The sequence below is a fragment of the Micromonospora zamorensis genome, assembly GCF_900090275.1.
Taxonomy (GTDB): domain Bacteria; phylum Actinomycetota; class Actinomycetes; order Mycobacteriales; family Micromonosporaceae; genus Micromonospora; species Micromonospora zamorensis.
The window spans coordinates 500,086-517,878 of sequence record NZ_LT607755.1 but is presented as its reverse complement, the minus strand read 5'-3'; the positions used below and the strand labels follow the sequence as shown (position 1 = coordinate 517,878).

Sequence of the window (17,793 nt, the reverse complement as noted above, 5' to 3'; positions counted from 1 at the left end):
CAGGGCTCCTGCCTCACAGTGCCGGTGGCGTGAACGTGCCGATTGCGGACTCCAACGCGGCGGCGACCCGGTACATCCGGTCGTCGGCCATCGTCGGGGCCATCACCTGCAGGCCGACGGGCAGCCCTTCGGAGATGCCACAGGGCACCGAGATGCCCGGCCCGCCGTACAGGTTCGTCGGGATCGTGTACAGGTCGGCCAGGTACATCTGGTACGGGTCGGCGGTCCGTGCGCCCATCGGGAACGCCACCGACGGGGTCGTCGGCGAGATCAGCGCATCGACCCGCTCGAACGCGGCGGTGAAGTCCCGGGTGATGAGCGTCCGGACCTTCTGCGCCTGCCCGTAGTACGCGTCGTAGTAACCCGACGACAGCGCATATGTGCCGATCATGATGCGACGCTTGACCTCCGGGCCGAAGCCGGCCTCGCGGGTCAGCGACATGACCTCCTCCAGCGACCGGTTGCCGTCGTCGCCGACCCGCAGGCCGAACCGGACGCCGTCGAACCGGGCCAGGTTGGAGGAGCACTCGCTCGGGGCGATCAGGTAGTACGCCGGCAGCGCGTACGCGAACGTCGGGCAGGACACCTCGACGATCTCCGCGCCCAGCTTCGCAAGAGCGTCGACCGACTCGCGGAACGCGGCCATCACACCCGGCTCGGCGCCCTCGCCGACGAACTCGCTGACGATGCCGAGCCGCACACCGGTCAGGTCGCCGGTCGCGCCGAGCTTCGCCGCCGCCACCACGTCCGGCACCGGCTGCGGGATCGAGGTGGAGTCACGCGGGTCGTGCCCGCCGATCACCTGGTGCAGCAGGGCCGCGTCGAGCACGTTACGGGCGCACGGGCCCGGAGTGTCCAGCGACGAGGAGAAGGCCACCAGCCCGTACCGGGAGGTGCCGCCGTAGGTGGGCTTCGCACCGACGGTGCCGGTGACCGCGCCGGGCTGGCGGATCGAGCCGCCGGTGTCCGAGCCGATCGCCAGCGGCGCCTCGTACGCGGCCAGCGCGGCAGCGCTGCCACCGCCCGAGCCACCCGGGATCCGGCTCAGGTCCCACGGGTTGTGCGTCGGGCCGTACGCCGAGTATTCGGTGGAGGAGCCCATCGCGAACTCGTCCATGTTGGTCTTGCCGAGCATCACCGTGCCGGCCTCGCGCAACCGCTGCACGATCGTCGCGTCGTACGGCGGGCGCCAGCCCTCCAGGATCTTCGAGCCCACGGTGGTCGGCACGCCCCGCGTGGCGAGCACGTCCTTGACCGCGACCGGCACACCCGCGAGGGGGCCAAGCTCCTCGCCGGCGGCCCGGCGCTCGTCCACCGAGCGGGCCGCGGCGAGCGCGCCGTCGGTGTCGACGTGCAGGAAGGCGTGCACCCGGTCGTCGACCGCGGCGATCCGGTCGAGGTGCGCCCGGGTCACCTCGACGGCGGAGGTCTCGCCCCCGGCGACCAGGGACGCGATCTCCGTCGCGGTCATTCTCGTCAGGTCACTCACGAGGCCACATCCTCACTCAGGATCCGCGGTACGCGGAACCGCTGGTCCTCGGCGTCGGGTGCGCCCGACAGCGCCTCCTGCGGGGTCAGGCACGGCGTGACGACGTCCTCGCGGAAGATGTTGGTCAGCGGCACCGAGTGCGAGGTCGGCGGAATGTCCGCGGCGGCGACCTCGCCGACCTGAGCGACCGCCTGGAGGATCACGTCGAGCTGGCCGGCGAACATGTCCAGCTCCTCCTCGGTGACGGCGAGCCGCGACAGGCGCGCCAGGTGCGCGACCTCCTCGCGGGAGATGGCGGCCATCCGTGCCCCCTTCTGATGTCCTGCTGGTCGGGCGGTGTGCCGGCCGCGCGACGGGTGGAGCGTGACGCGCGGTGACCGGAGCGAGTCTATTGTTCCGCTCCGGTGCCGCGTCCCCGACTCCCCCTCCGGCAGCCGGAATGCCATGCCGGCGGAGGGGTCAGCGGGTGGGGCGGCGGCCGATGTCCGACTGCGGGGGCCCGCTCGGGCGCACCGGCCGGTACCGGGCCAGCCAGGTGACCAGCTCCTGGGCCGGCATGGGCCGAGCGTAGAACCAGCCCTGGGCGGCGTCGCAGCCGGCGGCGTGCAGCATCCGCCAGGTCCGCTCGTCCTCGACGCCCTCCGCGACCACCCGCAGGCCCAGCGCGCCCGCCAACTCGATCATCGATCGGACGATCGCCGCGTCGTCGGCGTCCTCGGCCATGCCGAGCACGAACGACCGGTCCACCTTCACCTCGGACAACGGCAACCGGCGCAGGTGTTGCAGCGAGGAGTAGCCGGTGCCGAAGTCGTCCAACGAGATGGCCACCCCGATCCGGTGCAGTTGGGAGATGGTGGCCAGCACCCGGCGCGGGTCGGCCATCAACGCACCTTCGGTGATCTCCACCTGCAGCCGGTCGGCAGGCACCCCGTAGCGGGCCAGCCGGTCGGCGATCTGGTCGGCGACGTCGCCGGTGTGCAGGTCGCGCACGCTCACGTTCAGCGCCGCGCGCAGGCCGATGCCGGCCGCCGACCACTTGGCGAGTTGCTCCACTACGTCGTCGACCACCCGCCGGGTGAGCAGTCGCATCACCGCGCTCTGCTCGGCGACCCGGATGAGTTCCTCCGGGTCGACCATGCCCCGCCGGGGATGCCGCCACCGCAGCAGGGCCTCGACACCGACCACCTCGCCGGTCGCGATGGCGATCTGCGGCTGGTAGTACATGGTGATTTCCCCGGCGTCTTCTGCCGTGTCACCGTCCGCGTGCGCCCACCCCGTCGATTCGACCGGGTGGCCCGGGCCTCCTGTCCCGATGTCACGCCGCCGTCCGAGGCCGCCGTTGCCCCGCGCGGGGACCGTGCTCCCGTTCGGTGACCGGCGGCCGTTGCCGGCTCCCGCGCGTCGCTCCCGGGTCAGGCCCGAGCGGGTCCCGGTGACCGTGGAACGGGAGCCACGGCCCCGGATCGGGTCGGCGCCCGTCGCGATCCGGTTGATCAACTCATCGGCGTGCACCAGCTCGGCGTCGTTGCGCCGACGGCGCCCCCACCACCGGTTGGTGGTCGGCGGTGCCGTGGCGACCGCCGGTGCCGGGTCTGCGTGGGGTGCGGCCTCGGCCGGGGACCCGACGGGCAGCGCCGCGCCGTCACCGCCGCGCACCTCCGCCGTCGCCGCAAGGGGTACGTCGACAGCCCCGTCGGCCTGGTCCGCCGGGTCGGTGTCGAACAACTCGCTCGACGGGCTGGATTCCAACACCCGGCGCAGGTCGGCGAGGAGGCCGAGGCGCTCGGCGGAATTGTGGTCGGACTCGGGGGCGTAGACGGCCACCGTGTCGTTGCGGTGCTTGGCGTCGTACATCGCCACGTCGGCGTGGCGCATCAGGGTGGCGAAGTCCTCGCCATGCTCGGGGAAGAGGGCGATCCCGATCGAGCCGCCCACGTCCAACGGCAGCCCGTCGAGTGGCACCGGCTCGGCCAGCGCCTGGACCACCTGGTCGGCCAGCTCCCTGGCCTGACCGACGTCGGTCAGGCCGGTCATCACGATGGCGAACTCGTCGCCGCCGAGCCGGGCGATCATCTGTGGTCGGGGCTGCACGTCGGTGAGCCGGGCGCTGACCTCGACCAGCAGCCGGTCGCCCACGGCGTGCCCGAGCGCGTCGTTGACGTTCTTGAAACGGTCCAGGTCGATCAGCAGCAGCGCCAACTGCCCGTCGGGTTCGCCGCGGGCCGTCCGCTCGGCGTGCAGGTGCACCTGCTCCGCCACCTCGGCCAGCAGCGCCTTGCGGTTGGGCAGACCGGTCAACGGGTCGGAGGCGGCGAGGTGCTGCTGCTCGACGGTCAGCCGGGCCATCCGGTAGACCGCGAAGAGCGGCACCAGCACCAGCGGGATCAGCGCCGCGCTGACCCGCGCGGCGGCAACCAGCACCGGGGCGAGCAGCAGCAGTGAACCGGTGGAGAGCAACTCGAAGCCGAGGCCCCGGCGCAGCGTGGGCCACCACCGGTCGCCGAAACGCAGCCGCACCGCCCAACTGACCAGCCCGTAGTTGACGACGAACCACGCCAACGTGGCACCGCCGACGGCAACGACGTCGGTCCAGTGCAACCGCCCGCCGGAGAAGATGGTGCCCGAGCCGAGCTGGATCACCCCGTACGCGGCGGCGAGGGCGCACACGTACTGGCCGACGTTGAACGCCGTCCGCCAGGCTGCGTGCCGCATCCGCCAGCCCGAGACGATCACCCCCATCGCCTGCACCACCACCGCGGGGCCGAGGCCCCACCCGAGCAGGATCGCGAAGGTGAAGCAGGTGGACGGGAACACCGCGGAGGTCTGCCGACGCCCCGGCGGGACGAACGGCCGGGCGTCGCAGACCACGGCGAGGGCGGCCATCGTCCAGAACGCCACCGGCAGCCGGGACACCTCGTCCGGGAGGGACGCGAGGGGTACGGCGGCGGTCAGCGCCGCGACCACCAGGATGCCGACGACGAAGGTGGCGAACGGTGTGGCCCGTCCCGGCGGGAGCGAGTTGCGTGGATCCGCGACCTCCACCACACCTCCCGACCGACAGTCGGCGTGCCGGTGCGGTACGCCGTGACCCAATGAAACGCCCTCGGCCCCCAGTTTCCCGGTATGACAGTCACGAATCGGTCGTAGTCGTAATTAAGTTGGTATACGCGGTCAGTCGCCGCCGCAGGCCGCGACCGGGATCACCCGCCCGGCTGGGCGACCTCCCGCGCGGCGTCCGGGCCCGCGTCCAGCAGCAATCGGAACCCGTCCTCGTCCAGCACCGGCACCTTGAGGCTGGCCGCCTTGTCCGCCTTGGACCCGGGGTTGTCCCCGACGACCACGAAGCTCGTCTTCTTGGAGACCGACCCGCTGAGCTTGCCGCCCCGGCTCTGCACGGCCTCGGCGGCCTGGTCGCGTGAGTAGCCGGCAAGCGTGCCGGTCACCACCACTGTCAGCCCCTCCAACGGGCGCGGCCCCTCGTCGACAGCCTCCTCGGCCATCCGTACGCCCGCCTCGGCCCACTTGCGGACGACCTCGCGGTGCCAGTCCACCGCGAACCACTCCCTGATGCTGGCCGCGATGGTCGGCCCGACCCCGTCGACAGAGGACAGCTCCTCCTCGCTGGCCTCGTCGATGGCCTCCATCGAGCGGAAGTGTCTGGCGAGCGCCTGCGCGGCGGTGGGGCCGACATGGCGGATGGAGAGCGCCACCAGCACCCGCCACAGGTCACGCTCGCGGGCGACGGCCAGGTTGTCCAGCAGCTTGGCGGCGTTGCTGCCCAGACTGCCGTCCTTGTTGACGAAGAACGGGGACCGGGACAACTGCTCGGCGTCGAGCTGGAACAGGTCACCCTCGTCGGCGATGACCTGCGCGTCCAGCAGGGCCGCAGCTCCCTTGTAACCGAGCGCCTCGATGTCGAAGGCCCCGCGACCGGCGAGGTGGAACACCCGCTCGCGCAGCTGGGCCGGGCAGCTACGGGTGTTGGGGCAACGGATGTCGACGTCGCCCTCCTTGGAGGGCGCGAGCGGGGTGCCGCAGGCCGGGCAGGTGGTGGGCATGACGAACGGTCGGGCGTCGGCGGGCCGCAGGTCGACCACCGGGCCGAGGACCTCGGGGATCACGTCGCCGGCCTTGCGCAGCACCACCGTGTCGCCGATCAACACCCCCTTGCGCTCCACCTCACGGGCGTTGTGCAGGGTGGCGAGCGCGACGGTCGAGCCAGCCACCCGCACCGGCTCGAGGACGGCGAACGGGGTGACCCGCCCGGTGCGGCCCACGTTGACGTCGATGTCGAGCAGCTTGGTGGTGACCTCCTCCGGCGGGTATTTGAAGGCGATCGCCCACCGCGGCGCGCGGCTGGTCGAGCCGAGCCGACCCTGGATGGACACCGGGTCGACCTTGACCACCACTCCGTCGATCTCGTGCTCGACGTCGTGCCGGTGCTCGGCGTAGTACGCGATGTATTCGGCCACGCCGCTCAGATCCGGGACGACCCGCCACCGGTCACTGGTCGGCAACCCCCACGACCTGAGCGCCGCGTACGACTCGGACTGGGCCGTGGGCTGGAACCCACGGCGGGCACCGATGCCGTGCACCACCAGCCGCAGCGGCCGAGAGGCCGTGACCCGCGGGTCCTTCTGCCGCAGGCTGCCCGCCGCGGCGTTGCGCGGGTTGGCGAACGGCGCCTTGCCCTGCTCCACCAGGCCCGCGTTGAGGTCGGCGAACGCGGCGACCGGGAAGTAGATCTCCCCCCGCACCTCCACCAACTCGGGCACGTCCGGGAAGTCGTCGGACGGGGTGAGCTGGCCGGGCACGTCCCGGATGCTGCGGACGTTGGCGGTGACGTCCTCACCGGTGCGGCCGTCACCCCGGGTGGCCGCGCGGACCAGCCGGCCGTTCTCGTAGGTCAGGTTGATCGCCAGCCCGTCGACCTTCAGCTCGCACAGGTAGGGCACCGCGCCACCGGCGTCCCGCTCGACCCGCTCGGCCCACGCCGTCAACTCCTCGTCGGCGAAGGCGTTGTCGAGGGAGAGCATCCGCTCGGCGTGGGTGACCGGGGTGAAGTCGGTGGAGAACGTGCCGCCCACCCGCTGGGTCGGCGAATCCGGCGTACGCAATGCCGGGAACTCCGCCTCCAGTGCCTCCAGCTCGCGCAACTGCTTGTCGAACTCGGCATCGGTGATGATCGGCGCGTCCAGCACGTAGTAGCGGTATTGATGCTCGGTCAGCTCCTGGCTGAGCGTGGCGTGCCGCTCGCGGGCCTGCGGCGTGGGCTCGGCCCCGGCCGCCGCCTCCTGAGCCGGGCTGACCTGCTGACCGATCTGTTCCTCGGACACACCGCCACCTTCGGACACGCCTGCGACCTCCCTGATCACGCTACTCCGGCACCGTATCGGGCCGGTGGGACAATCCGTCGCCCACCCGCGCCGGGTTGGCGGGCGGCACGGGCGGCGGCGTGCGAGGATCGCCGGACGGTGCGACCCGGTGGGTCGCCGAGAGGCGGAGGTACGAATGCCCGAGGCGCTGCTCTGGGCGGTGGCGATCCTGCTGGCGGTCGCCGCCGGCTGGGCGTGGAACAGTTGGCGACACCGGGTGGCCAACCGCCGTCCGGGCACCCGGCCGGGTCGAGGCGGCCGCCCCGGCCGTCGTTCCACGGCACCGAGGCCACGCGGCGCCGATCGACCGGCCACCAAGCCGCGCTCGCGCGACACCGGACGGCCGGCCGGTGCTCCGGCACCGGGCGACATCTGGTGGGCCGACGTGCCGTACGCCGACGGCACCGGATCGAAGGTACGTCCCTGTCTGGTGCTGCGCGCCGACTCCCGGGGCGCCGACGTCCTGAAGATCACCAGCCAGGACAAGAGCGACCGGGACGACCACGTGCGGATCCCCACCCGCGACTGGGACCCCGGCGCGGAGCACGACAGCTACCTGAGCCTGACCGAGCCGATCCGACTCAACTCGGCGGCCTTCGAGGACCACGCCGGGCGTTGCGACGCCGACCTGTGGAAGAAGGTCCGCAGCCTGCGTCACCTGCCCACCCCCTGACCAGCCGCTGCGTCGTCGCTGCCTGGTCGCACTGGCCACGAGAGTGATCGACTCGGGTTCCTGAAAAGCGCGGCGTCCGAGACCGTGGGACACCCCGACTTCCAGGAACCCGAGTGGATCATGCCCGCTGGGCAGGGCCGGGCGGGGCCCAGGCAGGGCGGGGCCGGAGCAGGGCCGGGGCCGGGCGGGTCAGTCCCAGGCTTCGGCGAGGGTGGCGAGTTGGTCCGCGTACTCGATGCGATCGGCCCACCCGCTCGGCCAGGCGCTCATCCCGGCGGCCGCGCCCACGAACGCGCCGGCCAGGGCGGCGATCGAGTCGGAGTCGCCGGCGGTGGTCGCGCCCCGGGCCAGTGCCGCGACCGGGTCGTCGGCGTGCCGTACGGCGCAGAGCAGCGCGGTGGCCAGCGCCTCCTCGGCGACCCAGCCCTCCCCCGTGGCCCGGCACGGGTCACCGCCGTCGTCCGGCTGGTTCAGGGCGTTGGTCAGTCGGCCCAGCACTGCCAGGCACTCGTCCCAGCCGTGGGCGATGAACTCCTGCGGGGAACGCGAGTCGGCGCGCTGCCAGAGGTCACCCAGCCACCGCTCCCGGTAGATCAGGCGTTGGGCGAGCGCCCGCTCGGTGAGCAGCGCGGGAAGCTCGGGCAGCGTGGCGCCCGCGCGCAGCGCGAAGACCGCGTACGCGGTCAGCTCGCTGGCGGCCAGCCCGGTCGGGTGCCCATGGGTCAGCCCGGCCTGCAGCTGGGCCAGGCCGGCGAGCGTGTCCAGGTCGACGTCGAGCAGCCCGACCGGGGTGACCCGCATGTTGGCGCCGCACCCCTTCGACCCGATGACGGTGGCGTCCTGCCAGCGCACCCCCCGGGTCAGCTCGGCGCAGGCGCGCAGGCAGGTCATGCCCGGGGCGCGGTTGTTGTCCGGGCTGACCGCCCAGGCCAGGAAACGCTGCCGCAGCAGTGGCTCCACCGCCTCCGGGGTGAGCGAGGGCGCCTCGTGCAGCGCCCAACCCACCGCGAGAGCCATCTGGGTGTCGTCGGTGACCAGTGCCGGCTCGCCGGACAGCTCCCGTGGACCGGTCGGACCATAACGGTGCTGGATCTCGGCGACGGTCAGGAACTCGGTCGGCTTGCCGAGCGCGTCACCGTAGGCGAGGCCGAAGAGTGAGCCGGAGGCGCGCAGCGGAGAGGTAGGGATCACGGCGGCCATGATGCCCGGCCGCCGCAACCCCCGTCAGGCTCAGTCCCAGCAGAGGCAGAACGGGTGGCCGGCCGGATCGGCGTAGACCCGGAAGCCCTCGCCCTCACCGGGCAACCGCCGAGCACCGAGCGCGAGTGCGGCCTTCTCCGCACTCTCGATGTCGTCCACCGTCACATCCAGGTGGAACTGCTGAGGACGCTCCGGGTCCGGCCAGGCCGGCGGCCGTAGGTTGAGTGCCTGCTGGAAGGCGAGACGCGGCTGGTGACCGGGCGGCCCGCCCAGCACCACCCAGTCGTCGTCCGTGTCACCCTCGGCGAAAGGCACACCGAGCAGCTCGGAGTAGAACGCTGCCAACGCCCGCGGGTCCGGGCAGTCGATCACCACTGAACGTAGCTGTCCAATCATGACCGTCATCCTGCCCACCGGGTACGACAGAAAACCTCAGTCTTCGGCGAGCCGCCGACCGGCCTCCCGACAGGCCGCGAGCACCGCGCGCGCGTACTCCGGGGTGGCGTCGGCGAGACCGCAGGCCGGGGTGATCACCACCTGCTCGGCCAGCTGCCGACGAGGGAAGCCGAGGCGGTCCCAGACCTGGCGTACGCGATCGGCGATCTGCGCGGAGGTCGGCGCGCCACCGGCCGACGGCGGCCGGGTCGGTGCGGCCCCGGCCAGCAACCCGAGGCCGGCGTCGATCGCCTCGCCCAGCGGGTCCAGTTTGGTGACCAGGTCCAGGTCAAGGGCGACCGCGACGGCGCCGGTGGAGCGGATCAGCTCCAGCGGCACGTCCGGGGCGCAGCAGTGCACCAGCGTCGGCACCCCGACCGCCTCGACGACAGTGCGCAGCAGAGCGGCAGCGTCCACCGGGTCGACCGCCCGGTACGCGCCAAGCCCGCTCTCGGTCGGCACCCGCCCGGCCAGCACGGTCGGCAGCGACGGTTCGTCCAGCTGGAGCAGCACCGACGCCTGGGGCAGCCGTCGGGCCACCGCCGCCACGTGCGCGCGCAACCCTTCGGCGAGGGAGCCGGTCAGATCGCGGACCGCGCCGGGGTCGCGCAGCAGACGGCCACCGATCGGCAGCTCCAGCGAGGCGGCCAGGGTGAGCGGACCGGCGGCCTGCACCTTGATCGGCCCGGCGTACTCCTCGGCCTGCTCGGCGAGCTGGTCCAGGTCGCGTTCCATCAGGTCACGGGCCCGGCGCAGGTCGCGGCCCGGGCGTGGGGCGACCCGCCACCGCCCGGCGTACACCTCGACGGGCAGCTCGACGAGCAGCCCGGCGGACCGGCCGATCATGTCCGCGCCGGGACCACGGGCCGGCAACTCGGGCAGGTGGGGCAGCTCGGGCAGCTCACCGAGGATCACCCGCTGCGCCTCGCCGATGTCGGTGCCGGGCAGCGAACCAATTCCGGTTGCCGCGCCGGCCGGCCAGGGCCACGCCTGATCTGTCACGGCCGAAGGCTATCCCGCGAACACCCAGGCCGTGCGGTCAGCCGGTGATGGTCGCGGAGCCGAGGACCACGTCGCCGGCCGGGTCCGCCCGGTACGCGACCACGGCCTGACCGGCGGCGACGCCGCGTACCGGCTGGCGCAGCTCGGCGTGCATCGTGTCGCCGTCGAGGGCGACGGTCGCCGGCACCACGCTGCCGTGGGCGCGTAGCTGCACCTCGCACTCCACCGGGGCGTCCGGGCGTGCGCCGCCGGTCCAGACCGGACGGACGGCGCGAACCTCGGACACCTCCAGCGCCTCGGCGGGGCCGACGGTCACCGTGTTGGTCTTCGGGGTGATGGAGAGCACGTAGCGCGGTCGGCCGTCCGGGGCGGGCCGGTCCAGGTGCAGGCCGCGACGCTGCCCCACCGTGTACGCGTACGCGCCGCTGTGACTGCCGACCACCGCGCCGGTGCTCGCGTCCACCACGTCGCCGGGCGCCTCGCCGAGCCGACCGGCCAGGAAGCCGCGGGTGTCACCGTCGGCGATGAAGCAGATGTCGTGCGAATCCGGCTTGTCGGCCACCGCCAGGCCACGCTCGGCGGCCTCCGCGCGGACCTGCGCCTTGGTCGAGTCGCCCAGCGGGAAGATCGACCGGTCCAGCTGCTCGCGGGTGAGCACGGCCAGCACGTACGACTGGTCCTTGGCGATGTCGACGCTGCGGCGCAGCAGCCCGTCCGGGCCAAGCCGGGCGTGGTGACCGGTGACCACCGCGTCGAAGCCCAGGGCCACCGCCCGGTCCAGCACCGCCGCGAACTTGATCTTCTCGTTGCAGCGCAGGCAGGGGTTCGGCGTGCGACCGGCGGCGTACTCGGCGACGAAGTCGTCCACCACGTCCTCGTGGAAGCGGTCGGCCATGTCCCACACGTAGAAGGGGATGCCGATCACGTCGGCGGCCCGCCGCGCGTCCCGGGAATCCTCTAGGGTGCAGCAGCCCCGCGCCCCGGTCCGATAGGTCTGTGGGTTGCGGGCCAGGGCCAGGTGCACGCCGGTCACGTCGTGCCCGGCCGCCACCGCCCGCGCCGCCGCCACGGCCGAGTCAACCCCGCCCGACATAGCCGCCAGAACCCTCACCAGCCCACTCCCTTCCCCGTCCCCACGACAACCCTATCCACCAGCTCGGAAAACCCCCCGGAGCCGGGTCAGCGGGGGGTGCGGAGGGCGGCAGCTCGGCGGGCTCGGTCCACCGCCGCCGGGAGGGCCGCCACCACGGCGTCGATGTCGGCCTGGGTGCTCGTGTGACCCAGGGTGAAGCGCAGCGAGGAGCGGGCGCGGTCGTCGTCGGCACCCATCGCCAGCAGCACGTGCGACGGCTGGGCCACCCCGGCCGAGCAGGCCGACCCCGTCGAGCAGGCGATCCCCTGCGCGTCGAGCAGGAGCAGCAGGGCGTCACCCTCGGAGCCCGGGAAGGAGAAGTGCGCGTTGCCGGGCAGCCGGTCGGTCGGGTCACCGTTGTAGATCACCTCGGGCACCGCCCGACGGACCCGCTCGATCAGGTCGTCCCGGAGCGCGGCCACGCGGGCCGCGTACTCCTGTTGGCCCTTCACCGCCGCCTCGACGGCGACCGCGAAGGCGACGATGCCGGCGGTGTCCAGGGTGCCGGAGCGTACGTCGCGTTCCTGCCCGCCGCCGTGCAGTAGCGGCGTGGCCGCGACGTCCCGGGCGAGCAGCAGCGCACCCACCCCGGTCGGGCCGCCCAGCTTGTGCCCGGTCACGGTCAGCGCGGCGACGCCACTGGCGGCGAAGTCGACGGGCACCTGACCGACCGCCTGGATGGCGTCGGTGTGGAACGGCACACCGTGCTCGGCGGCGACGGCGGCCAGCTCGGCGACGGGCTGGATGGTGCCCACCTCGTTGTTCGCCCACATCGCGGTGACGACGGCCACCCGGTCGGCGTGCGCGGCCAGCTCGGCGCGCAGATCCTCCGGGTCGAGCCGACCGGCGGCGTCCACGGGCAGCCAGCCGATTTCGGCGCCCTCGTGCTGGGCCAGCCAGTCGACCGCGTCCAGCACCGCGTGGTGCTCGACGGCGCTGGAGACCACCCGGCGGCGGTCGGAGCCGGCTCCCCGGCGTGCCCAGAAGATGCCCTTGACCGCGAGGTTGTCACTCTCCGTGCCACCACCGGTGAAGATCACCTCAGACGGCCGGGCGCCGAGGACAGCGGCCACCCGTTCGCGCGACTCTTCGACCCGGCGACGGGCACGGCGACCCGCCGCGTGCAGGGAGGACGCGTTGCCGACCTCGCGGGCGGTAGCGACGTACGCCTCCAGTGCCTCATCGAGCATCGGAGTCGTCGCCGCGTGATCCAGGTAAGCCATCACCGTTCAGCCTACGGCCGACACCTCAGGCGCCGAATGCCGGAGGGGACTCCGCCGACGGCCGGGGTGGGAATCCCCACCCCGGCACGTCGTGGTCCTCGTCAGGCGGGCACCGCGGTGACGACGATGTTGTCGCGGTACTTGCGGGCCTTGGCGTCGAACGGCCCACCGCAGGTGATCAGGGTCAGCCGCGGCTTGCCGTCCCGGGCGAAGTACCGGTCCAACGGGATCTTGGTCTTGGCGTACTCCTCCCGGGCGACGACCCGGTACTGCCGGGCCTCACCGTCGCTGCCGGTCGCGGTCAGGGTGTCGCCCTGGTCCAGTTCCCGCAGGCGGAAGAACGCGCCCTTGCCCTGCTTGGCGCTGTCCACGTGACCGGCGATGACCACCGAGCCGGCGTCCGTTTCCAGGCCGGGGCCGTAGCGGTACCAGCCGATCTGGTCGACGCTCGGCGGCACCTCGAACTCGTTGGTCCGTTCGTTGATGCCGACCGCGTTGACGGTGGCGGTGACGTCGATCCCCGGGATCACCAGCCGGACCGGCGGGACGATCGCCGCGTCGGCCGGCAGCTCACCGACGGTCACCGGGACCGAGGGAGCGCTGGTGGCGGTCGCCGGAGTGCTGGCCAGCGTGCTCGCCTCGTCGGCGCCCACGTTCTCGGCCGGTTGGGAGCCGCACGCCACCAGGGTGGAGACGGTGAGCGCGGCAACGCCGGCGGCCAGGGCCGCCAGCGCGCCGCGGTTGCGCACCGTCACTTGCGACCGGTCCGCGCGGTCGCCATCCGCACCCCACCACCGAGCAGCAGGAGTACGCCGGCACCGGTGAGCGCGTACCACCAGGTGTTCACGCCCGTGCCGGCCTGACCACCGTCACCGCTCGGCACGCCGCCGGGAGCGGAGTGCAGGCCGGTGATGGTCTGCGCCACCACGTCGAGCGTCTTGCCCTCGGCGGAGCCGATCGCGTAGACGATCGTCGCGGTGCCCTCCTTGAGGTTGAGGTCCGCCGGGCCGATGGCCACGGTGTCGGTTCCGGCCAGCACCACGTCCGCCTTCACGTTGCCCGCGTCGACGTCGCCCTTGGCCTCGTTCGGGTTGGTGAGCCCCTTGAAGACCGGGGTGCCACCGGCCCGCACGTCCACCTCGGGGGCGGCGGCGGTGTGCCGGACGATGAGCCGGGCCTTGCCGGCGGCGACCTTCGAGACGTCGTTCACGAACGGCGTGATCTTCGGCTGGCCGGCGGCGTCGAGGTGGGCCGCGATGCTGATGTTCGCCCCGCCCGGGACGGCCGCGTTGTCGACCTTGAGGATCGCGCTGCCGATCGGCTCGCCGGGCTTGGTGAGCGCGATGTCGTAGTCGCCCTCCTCCAGGTTCAGCGGGCCGGCGACGTCGCCGGGCTTGAAGTTGTCCAGCGTCTTCTTGCCGTTGACGTAGACGTCGACCGGGGTGTCCGGGATGCCGTGCACGACGGAGACCTTCGCCGTGGCGGCGTACGCGGGGGTGGCGGTGAGCGCGCCGACGCCGGCGAAGGCCAGCGCGGCGACGGCGCCGCCCGCGGCGACCCGACGGAAGTACGAAAGCTGCATGTCTGCCTCCTGCTGATTACTGCTGATTCGTCAGGCCTTGCTTGCAGAAGGGGTTACGCCGGCTCTCCGACGGGTGGATGCGCTCGGGCGCACTTTTCTTTTTCCGGCCTCGATCGCATCCGGACCGGGCCTGGGACACGAAGAGCAGGTGAGATGACATCGACCGGGAGAGTGGGGCGGGGACTGTGGCAGCTACAGTCGGGTATGCCCCATCGAAGGCGAGCCGCCCGATGACGGCCATACGACAGGAACCGGACCCTCCGGTGGACGACCTCGATCTCCGCTTCCGGGCGGGCGACGACGTGGCCCTCCGCGAGGCGTACGACCGGTACGGTCGCGCCGTGCTCCATCTGGCCACCTCCATGCTGGCCAACCGCAGCGACGCGGAGGACGTGACCCAGGCCACGTTCGTCGCCGCCTGGCTGGGTCGGGACACCTTCGACCCGGCCAAGGGATCGCTGATCGGCTGGCTGCTCGGCATCGGCCGGCGAAAGGTGATCGACCGGATGCGCGCCTCCGCCCGGGAGACCCGGGTGGTGGAGACGGTCCGCCAGCTGCCCGAGCCGGCGCCGACCGGCCCGGACCCGGATCGCGTGGTGGATCGGCTGGTCATCGCCGACGAGCTGGCCCGTCTCCCGGACGACCAGCGACGCATGCTGGAGTTGGCCTTCTACGACGACCTGACACACCAGCAGATAGCCGCGGTGACCGGAGTGCCGTTGGGCACCGTGAAGAGCCACATCCGGCGCGGCATGGCGAGCTTGAAACGCAGATGGGAGGTGGACGGTGCAGCACCTGGACCACGACCGGCTGGTCTTTCTGGCACTCGGTGAGAGCGAGGCGGACAACGCCGAGAGCACCCACCTCGGCACCTGCGCGCTCTGCCGTGCGGAGGTGGCGACCTTTCAGCAGGTGGCCGGGCTCGGCACCGAGACGCAGGGCCTGGCTGACCTACCCGACCCGCCGGAGCACATCTGGCAGGGCATCGCCGCCCAGGTCAGAGCGGCCGAGGCCCAGCAGGCCCAGGCCGAGACCCGTTGGCAGCAGGTCCCTGGGCAGGGCGTCGGCACCCTGACCGGGCAGACCAACGACACGCCGTTCGGACGGGCCACCGGCACGACGGCCACGCCATCCGCCGGCACGACGGGCGAGCAGGCCACCGGCACGACGGCCCGGCCGACGGTCACCCGGCTGGATTCGGCGCGCCGGTCCCGTCGGGGCTCTGGCTGGTCACGCTGGGCGGCCACGGCGGTGACCGCGGCAGCCGCCGCGGCGGTCGGTGTGCTGGGCACGGCCTCCGTGCTGCGGCCGGACGACCCGACACCGGCTCCGACGCAGGTGGTGGTGGCGAGCGCGCCGCTGGCGGCGTACGGATCGACGCCACCGGCGGCCAAGGGCGACGCCCGGGTTCTGCGGGACGGCCAACTGCATCTGCATGTGGCGAATCTCCCGCGCGTCCCTGGGTACTACGAGGTCTGGCTCATCAATCCGACGACGATGGAGATGTTCTCTGTGGGCACCCTGGGTGGCGGTTCGGACGCGCTGCTGCCCCTGCCCCCGAATGTCGACCTCACGAGCTATTCGGTGGTCGACGTCTCCGCCGAGCAGTACGACAACAACACCCGCCACTCCGGCGACAGCCTGCTGAGGGGCACCCTGACGGGCTGATCGGTGGGCCGGCTCAGCTCCCCGGCCCGCCGATCAGCTCCCACCGACGAGAAAGTGGCCGCCCCCATCGGGGGCGGCCACCGTCTCATTGCCCTGTCACTTGCGCTTGCGGATCTCCTCGGCGGCCTGCGGGACGATCTTGAACAGGTCGCCCACCACGCCGAAGTCGGCCAGCTCGAAGATCGGCGCCTCGCCGTCCTTGTTGACCGCGACGATGGTCTTCGAGGTCTGCATGCCGGCCCGGTGCTGGATGGCACCGGAGATGCCGAGCGCGACGTAGAGCTGCGGGGAGACCGTCTTGCCGGTCTGGCCCACCTGGAACTGGTGCGGGTAGAAACCGGAGTCGACGGCCGCGCGGGACGCGCCGACGGCGCCGCCGAGCAGGTCGGCCAGCTCCTCGACCAGCTTGAAGTTGTCGGCGTTGCCGACACCGCGACCGCCGGAGACGACCACGCCGGCCTCGGTCAGCTCGGGGCGGGAGCCCTTCTGCTCGGCGACCCGCTCGACGACCTTGGCCAGCTTGTCGGTGTCGGTGACCGACACGGTGAGCTGCTCGATCGCCGGGGTGGCGGCGGCCGGGCTCGGGGTGACCGAGTTGGGTCGCACGGTGACCAGCGGCAGGCCCTTGGTGACCTTGGCCTTGACGATGGTGGAGCCGGCGAAGGCGACCTGGGTCGCGGTGCCGTCGGCGTCCAGGCCGACCACGTCGGTCAGGATGCCGTTGTCCAGCTTGACGGCGAGGCGGGCGGCGATCTCCTTGCCCTCCTGGGCCGAGGCCAGCAGCACGGCTGCCGGCTGCACCCGCTTGACCAGTTCGGCCAGCACGGTGGCCTTGGGGGCCACCAGGTAGCCGTCGATCTCGTCACCCTCGGCGGCGTAGATCTTCTCCGCGCCGTACTCGCCCAGCTTGCCGCTCAGCGCCTCGGCGGCGCCGGCGCCACCGAGCACCACCGCGCTCGGGGTGCCCAGCTCACGCGCGAGGGTGAGCATTTCCAGGGTGACCTTCTTGACGCCGAATTCCTTGGTGGCTTCGACGACGACGAGAACCTCAGACATGTCAGAACCCCCCTCTCACACGAACTTCTCGGTGGCGAGGAACTCGACCAGCTTGACGCCGCCCTCGCCCTCATCGGTGATCTTGGCGCCGCCGGAGCGCGGCGGGCGCTTGGTGTGCTCGACGACGGCACTGGTGGCGCCGTCGAAGCCCACCTCGGCGGGAGCGACACCGAGCTCGGCCAGCGAGAGCGTCTGCACCGGCTTCTTCTTCGCGGCCATGATGCCCTTGAAGGAGGGGTAGCGCGGCTCGTTGATCGTGTCCCAGACGGAGACCACGGCCGGGGTGGAGGCGGTGACGACCTCGTAGCCCTCCTCGGTCTGCCGCTCGACGGTCAGCGTCGCGCCGTCGACGGTGAGCTTGCGGGCGCCGGTGAGCGCCGCGACGCCCAGCCGCTCGGCGATCATGTGCGGCATGACCTGGACCCGACCGTCGGTGGACTCCGCGCCGCAGATGACCAGGTCCGCATTCAGCTGACCGAGGGCTGCGGCGAGCACCTTCGAGGTGGCGATGGCACAGGAGCCGTGCAGGGCGTCGTCCAGCACGTGGACGGCCTTGTCCGGGCCCATGGAGAGCGCCTTGCGGATCGACTCGGTCGCCCGGTCCGGACCCATGGTCAGGATGGTGACCTCGCCGCCGTGCGCCTCCTTGATCTTCAGCGCCTCCTCGATGGCGTACTCGTCCATCTCATTGATCACGTTGTTCGCCGAACCGCGGTCGACGGTGTTGTCGTCACTGCGCAGGTTGCGGTCCGCGCCCGAATCAGGCACCTGCTTGACGAGTACGACGATATTCATCGCGCTTCGACGACCCTCCTGTGTGGTGTTGCTATTTGCTCGCCCGGTCTGGGGCGCAGCGTCGCGCGTCGGTCGACGCCAGGTCAACCGGGGGCTGCTGTGCAGTTGCCCACGGCGCAATGTTACCTGCCAGTAGGTTGCGCTCCCGAGGCACCGAGAGTGA

Annotated in this window: 16 protein-coding genes; 3 read left to right on the top strand and 13 right to left on the bottom strand. The window is 72.3% G+C overall.

Annotation, left to right across the window (positions count from 1 at the left end; genetic code table 11):
- Positions 1 to 13: 13 nt before the first annotated feature.
- The 4 genes from gatA to ligA form a co-directional block, all read right to left on the bottom strand.
- Positions 14 to 1,489, bottom strand: coding sequence for an Asp-tRNA(Asn)/Glu-tRNA(Gln) amidotransferase subunit GatA (gene gatA, locus GA0070619_RS02365; RefSeq protein WP_088946530.1), 1,476 nt, complete (start codon positions 1,487 to 1,489; stop codon positions 14 to 16).
- The gene (gatC, locus tag GA0070619_RS02360; RefSeq protein WP_088946529.1) at positions 1,486 to 1,791 is read right to left on the bottom strand and encodes an Asp-tRNA(Asn)/Glu-tRNA(Gln) amidotransferase subunit GatC; all 306 of its coding nucleotides are present in this window, start codon (positions 1,789 to 1,791) and stop codon (positions 1,486 to 1,488) included. The genes gatA and gatC overlap by 4 nt, the downstream gene beginning before the upstream one ends.
- Before the next feature lie 157 nt (positions 1,792 to 1,948).
- Complete coding sequence (locus GA0070619_RS02355; protein WP_088951507.1) at positions 1,949 to 4,531, bottom strand: putative bifunctional diguanylate cyclase/phosphodiesterase; 2,583 nt, start codon at positions 4,529 to 4,531, stop codon at positions 1,949 to 1,951.
- 158 nt (positions 4,532 to 4,689) lie between these two features.
- Complete coding sequence (ligA, locus tag GA0070619_RS02350; RefSeq protein WP_088951506.1) at positions 4,690 to 6,825, bottom strand: NAD-dependent DNA ligase LigA; 2,136 nt, start codon at positions 6,823 to 6,825, stop codon at positions 4,690 to 4,692.
- 148 nt (positions 6,826 to 6,973) lie between these two features.
- Between ligA and GA0070619_RS02345 the strand changes: the two genes are divergently transcribed.
- Positions 6,974 to 7,537 (top strand): type II toxin-antitoxin system PemK/MazF family toxin, encoded by a 564-nt coding sequence (locus GA0070619_RS02345; RefSeq protein WP_231927239.1) that lies wholly within the window; start codon positions 6,974 to 6,976, stop codon positions 7,535 to 7,537.
- 189 nt (positions 7,538 to 7,726) lie between these two features.
- Here GA0070619_RS02345 and GA0070619_RS02340 read toward each other — a convergent pair whose 3' ends face one another.
- From GA0070619_RS02340 to GA0070619_RS02310, 7 genes are all read right to left on the bottom strand, one after another.
- Positions 7,727 to 8,737: an ADP-ribosylglycohydrolase family protein gene (locus GA0070619_RS02340; protein ID WP_172861963.1), complete on the bottom strand. Its 1,011-nt coding sequence runs from the start codon at positions 8,735 to 8,737 to the stop codon at positions 7,727 to 7,729.
- A 30-nt stretch (positions 8,738 to 8,767) separates the two neighbouring features.
- Positions 8,768 to 9,133 (bottom strand): VOC family protein, encoded by a 366-nt coding sequence (locus GA0070619_RS02335; protein WP_172861962.1) that lies wholly within the window; start codon positions 9,131 to 9,133, stop codon positions 8,768 to 8,770.
- Between the two features lie 36 nt (positions 9,134 to 9,169).
- Complete coding sequence (locus tag GA0070619_RS02330; RefSeq protein WP_088946526.1) at positions 9,170 to 10,174, bottom strand: methionine synthase; 1,005 nt, start codon at positions 10,172 to 10,174, stop codon at positions 9,170 to 9,172.
- A 37-nt stretch (positions 10,175 to 10,211) separates the two neighbouring features.
- Positions 10,212 to 11,285 carry a tRNA 2-thiouridine(34) synthase MnmA gene (gene mnmA / locus GA0070619_RS02325; RefSeq protein ID WP_088946525.1) on the bottom strand — a complete coding sequence of 358 codons (1,074 nt, stop codon included), beginning with the start codon at positions 11,283 to 11,285 and terminating at the stop codon, positions 10,212 to 10,214.
- A 68-nt stretch (positions 11,286 to 11,353) separates the two neighbouring features.
- Positions 11,354 to 12,529, bottom strand: a complete 1,176-nt coding sequence (locus GA0070619_RS02320) for a cysteine desulfurase family protein (protein ID WP_088946524.1) — start codon at positions 12,527 to 12,529, stop codon at positions 11,354 to 11,356.
- 101 nt (positions 12,530 to 12,630) lie between these two features.
- Complete coding sequence (locus tag GA0070619_RS02315) at positions 12,631 to 13,284, bottom strand: class F sortase (protein ID WP_088946523.1); 654 nt, start codon at positions 13,282 to 13,284, stop codon at positions 12,631 to 12,633.
- Entirely contained in the window at positions 13,281 to 14,111 is an 831-nt protein-coding gene (locus GA0070619_RS02310; RefSeq protein ID WP_088946522.1) for a DUF4397 domain-containing protein, read from the bottom strand. The genes GA0070619_RS02315 and GA0070619_RS02310 overlap by 4 nt, the downstream gene beginning before the upstream one ends.
- 230 nt (positions 14,112 to 14,341) lie before the next feature.
- Between GA0070619_RS02310 and GA0070619_RS02305 the strand changes: the two genes are divergently transcribed.
- Both GA0070619_RS02305 and GA0070619_RS02300 read left to right on the top strand, forming a co-directional pair.
- The gene (locus GA0070619_RS02305; protein WP_088946521.1) at positions 14,342 to 14,944 is read left to right on the top strand and encodes an RNA polymerase sigma factor; all 603 of its coding nucleotides are present in this window, start codon (positions 14,342 to 14,344) and stop codon (positions 14,942 to 14,944) included.
- Entirely contained in the window at positions 14,898 to 15,779 is an 882-nt protein-coding gene (locus tag GA0070619_RS02300) for an anti-sigma factor (protein WP_088946520.1), read from the top strand. The genes GA0070619_RS02305 and GA0070619_RS02300 overlap by 47 nt, the downstream gene beginning before the upstream one ends.
- Before the next feature lie 96 nt (positions 15,780 to 15,875).
- On the opposite strand, the gene GA0070619_RS02295 is transcribed toward GA0070619_RS02300, so the two are convergent.
- Positions 15,876 to 16,835 carry an electron transfer flavoprotein subunit alpha/FixB family protein gene (locus GA0070619_RS02295; protein WP_088946519.1) on the bottom strand — a complete coding sequence of 320 codons (960 nt, stop codon included), beginning with the start codon at positions 16,833 to 16,835 and terminating at the stop codon, positions 15,876 to 15,878.
- A gap of 15 nt (positions 16,836 to 16,850) precedes the next feature.
- A complete protein-coding gene (locus GA0070619_RS02290) occupies positions 16,851 to 17,630 on the bottom strand; it encodes an electron transfer flavoprotein subunit beta/FixA family protein (protein ID WP_088946518.1) in 780 nt (259 codons plus the stop codon).
- Positions 17,631 to 17,793 lie beyond the last annotated feature (163 nt).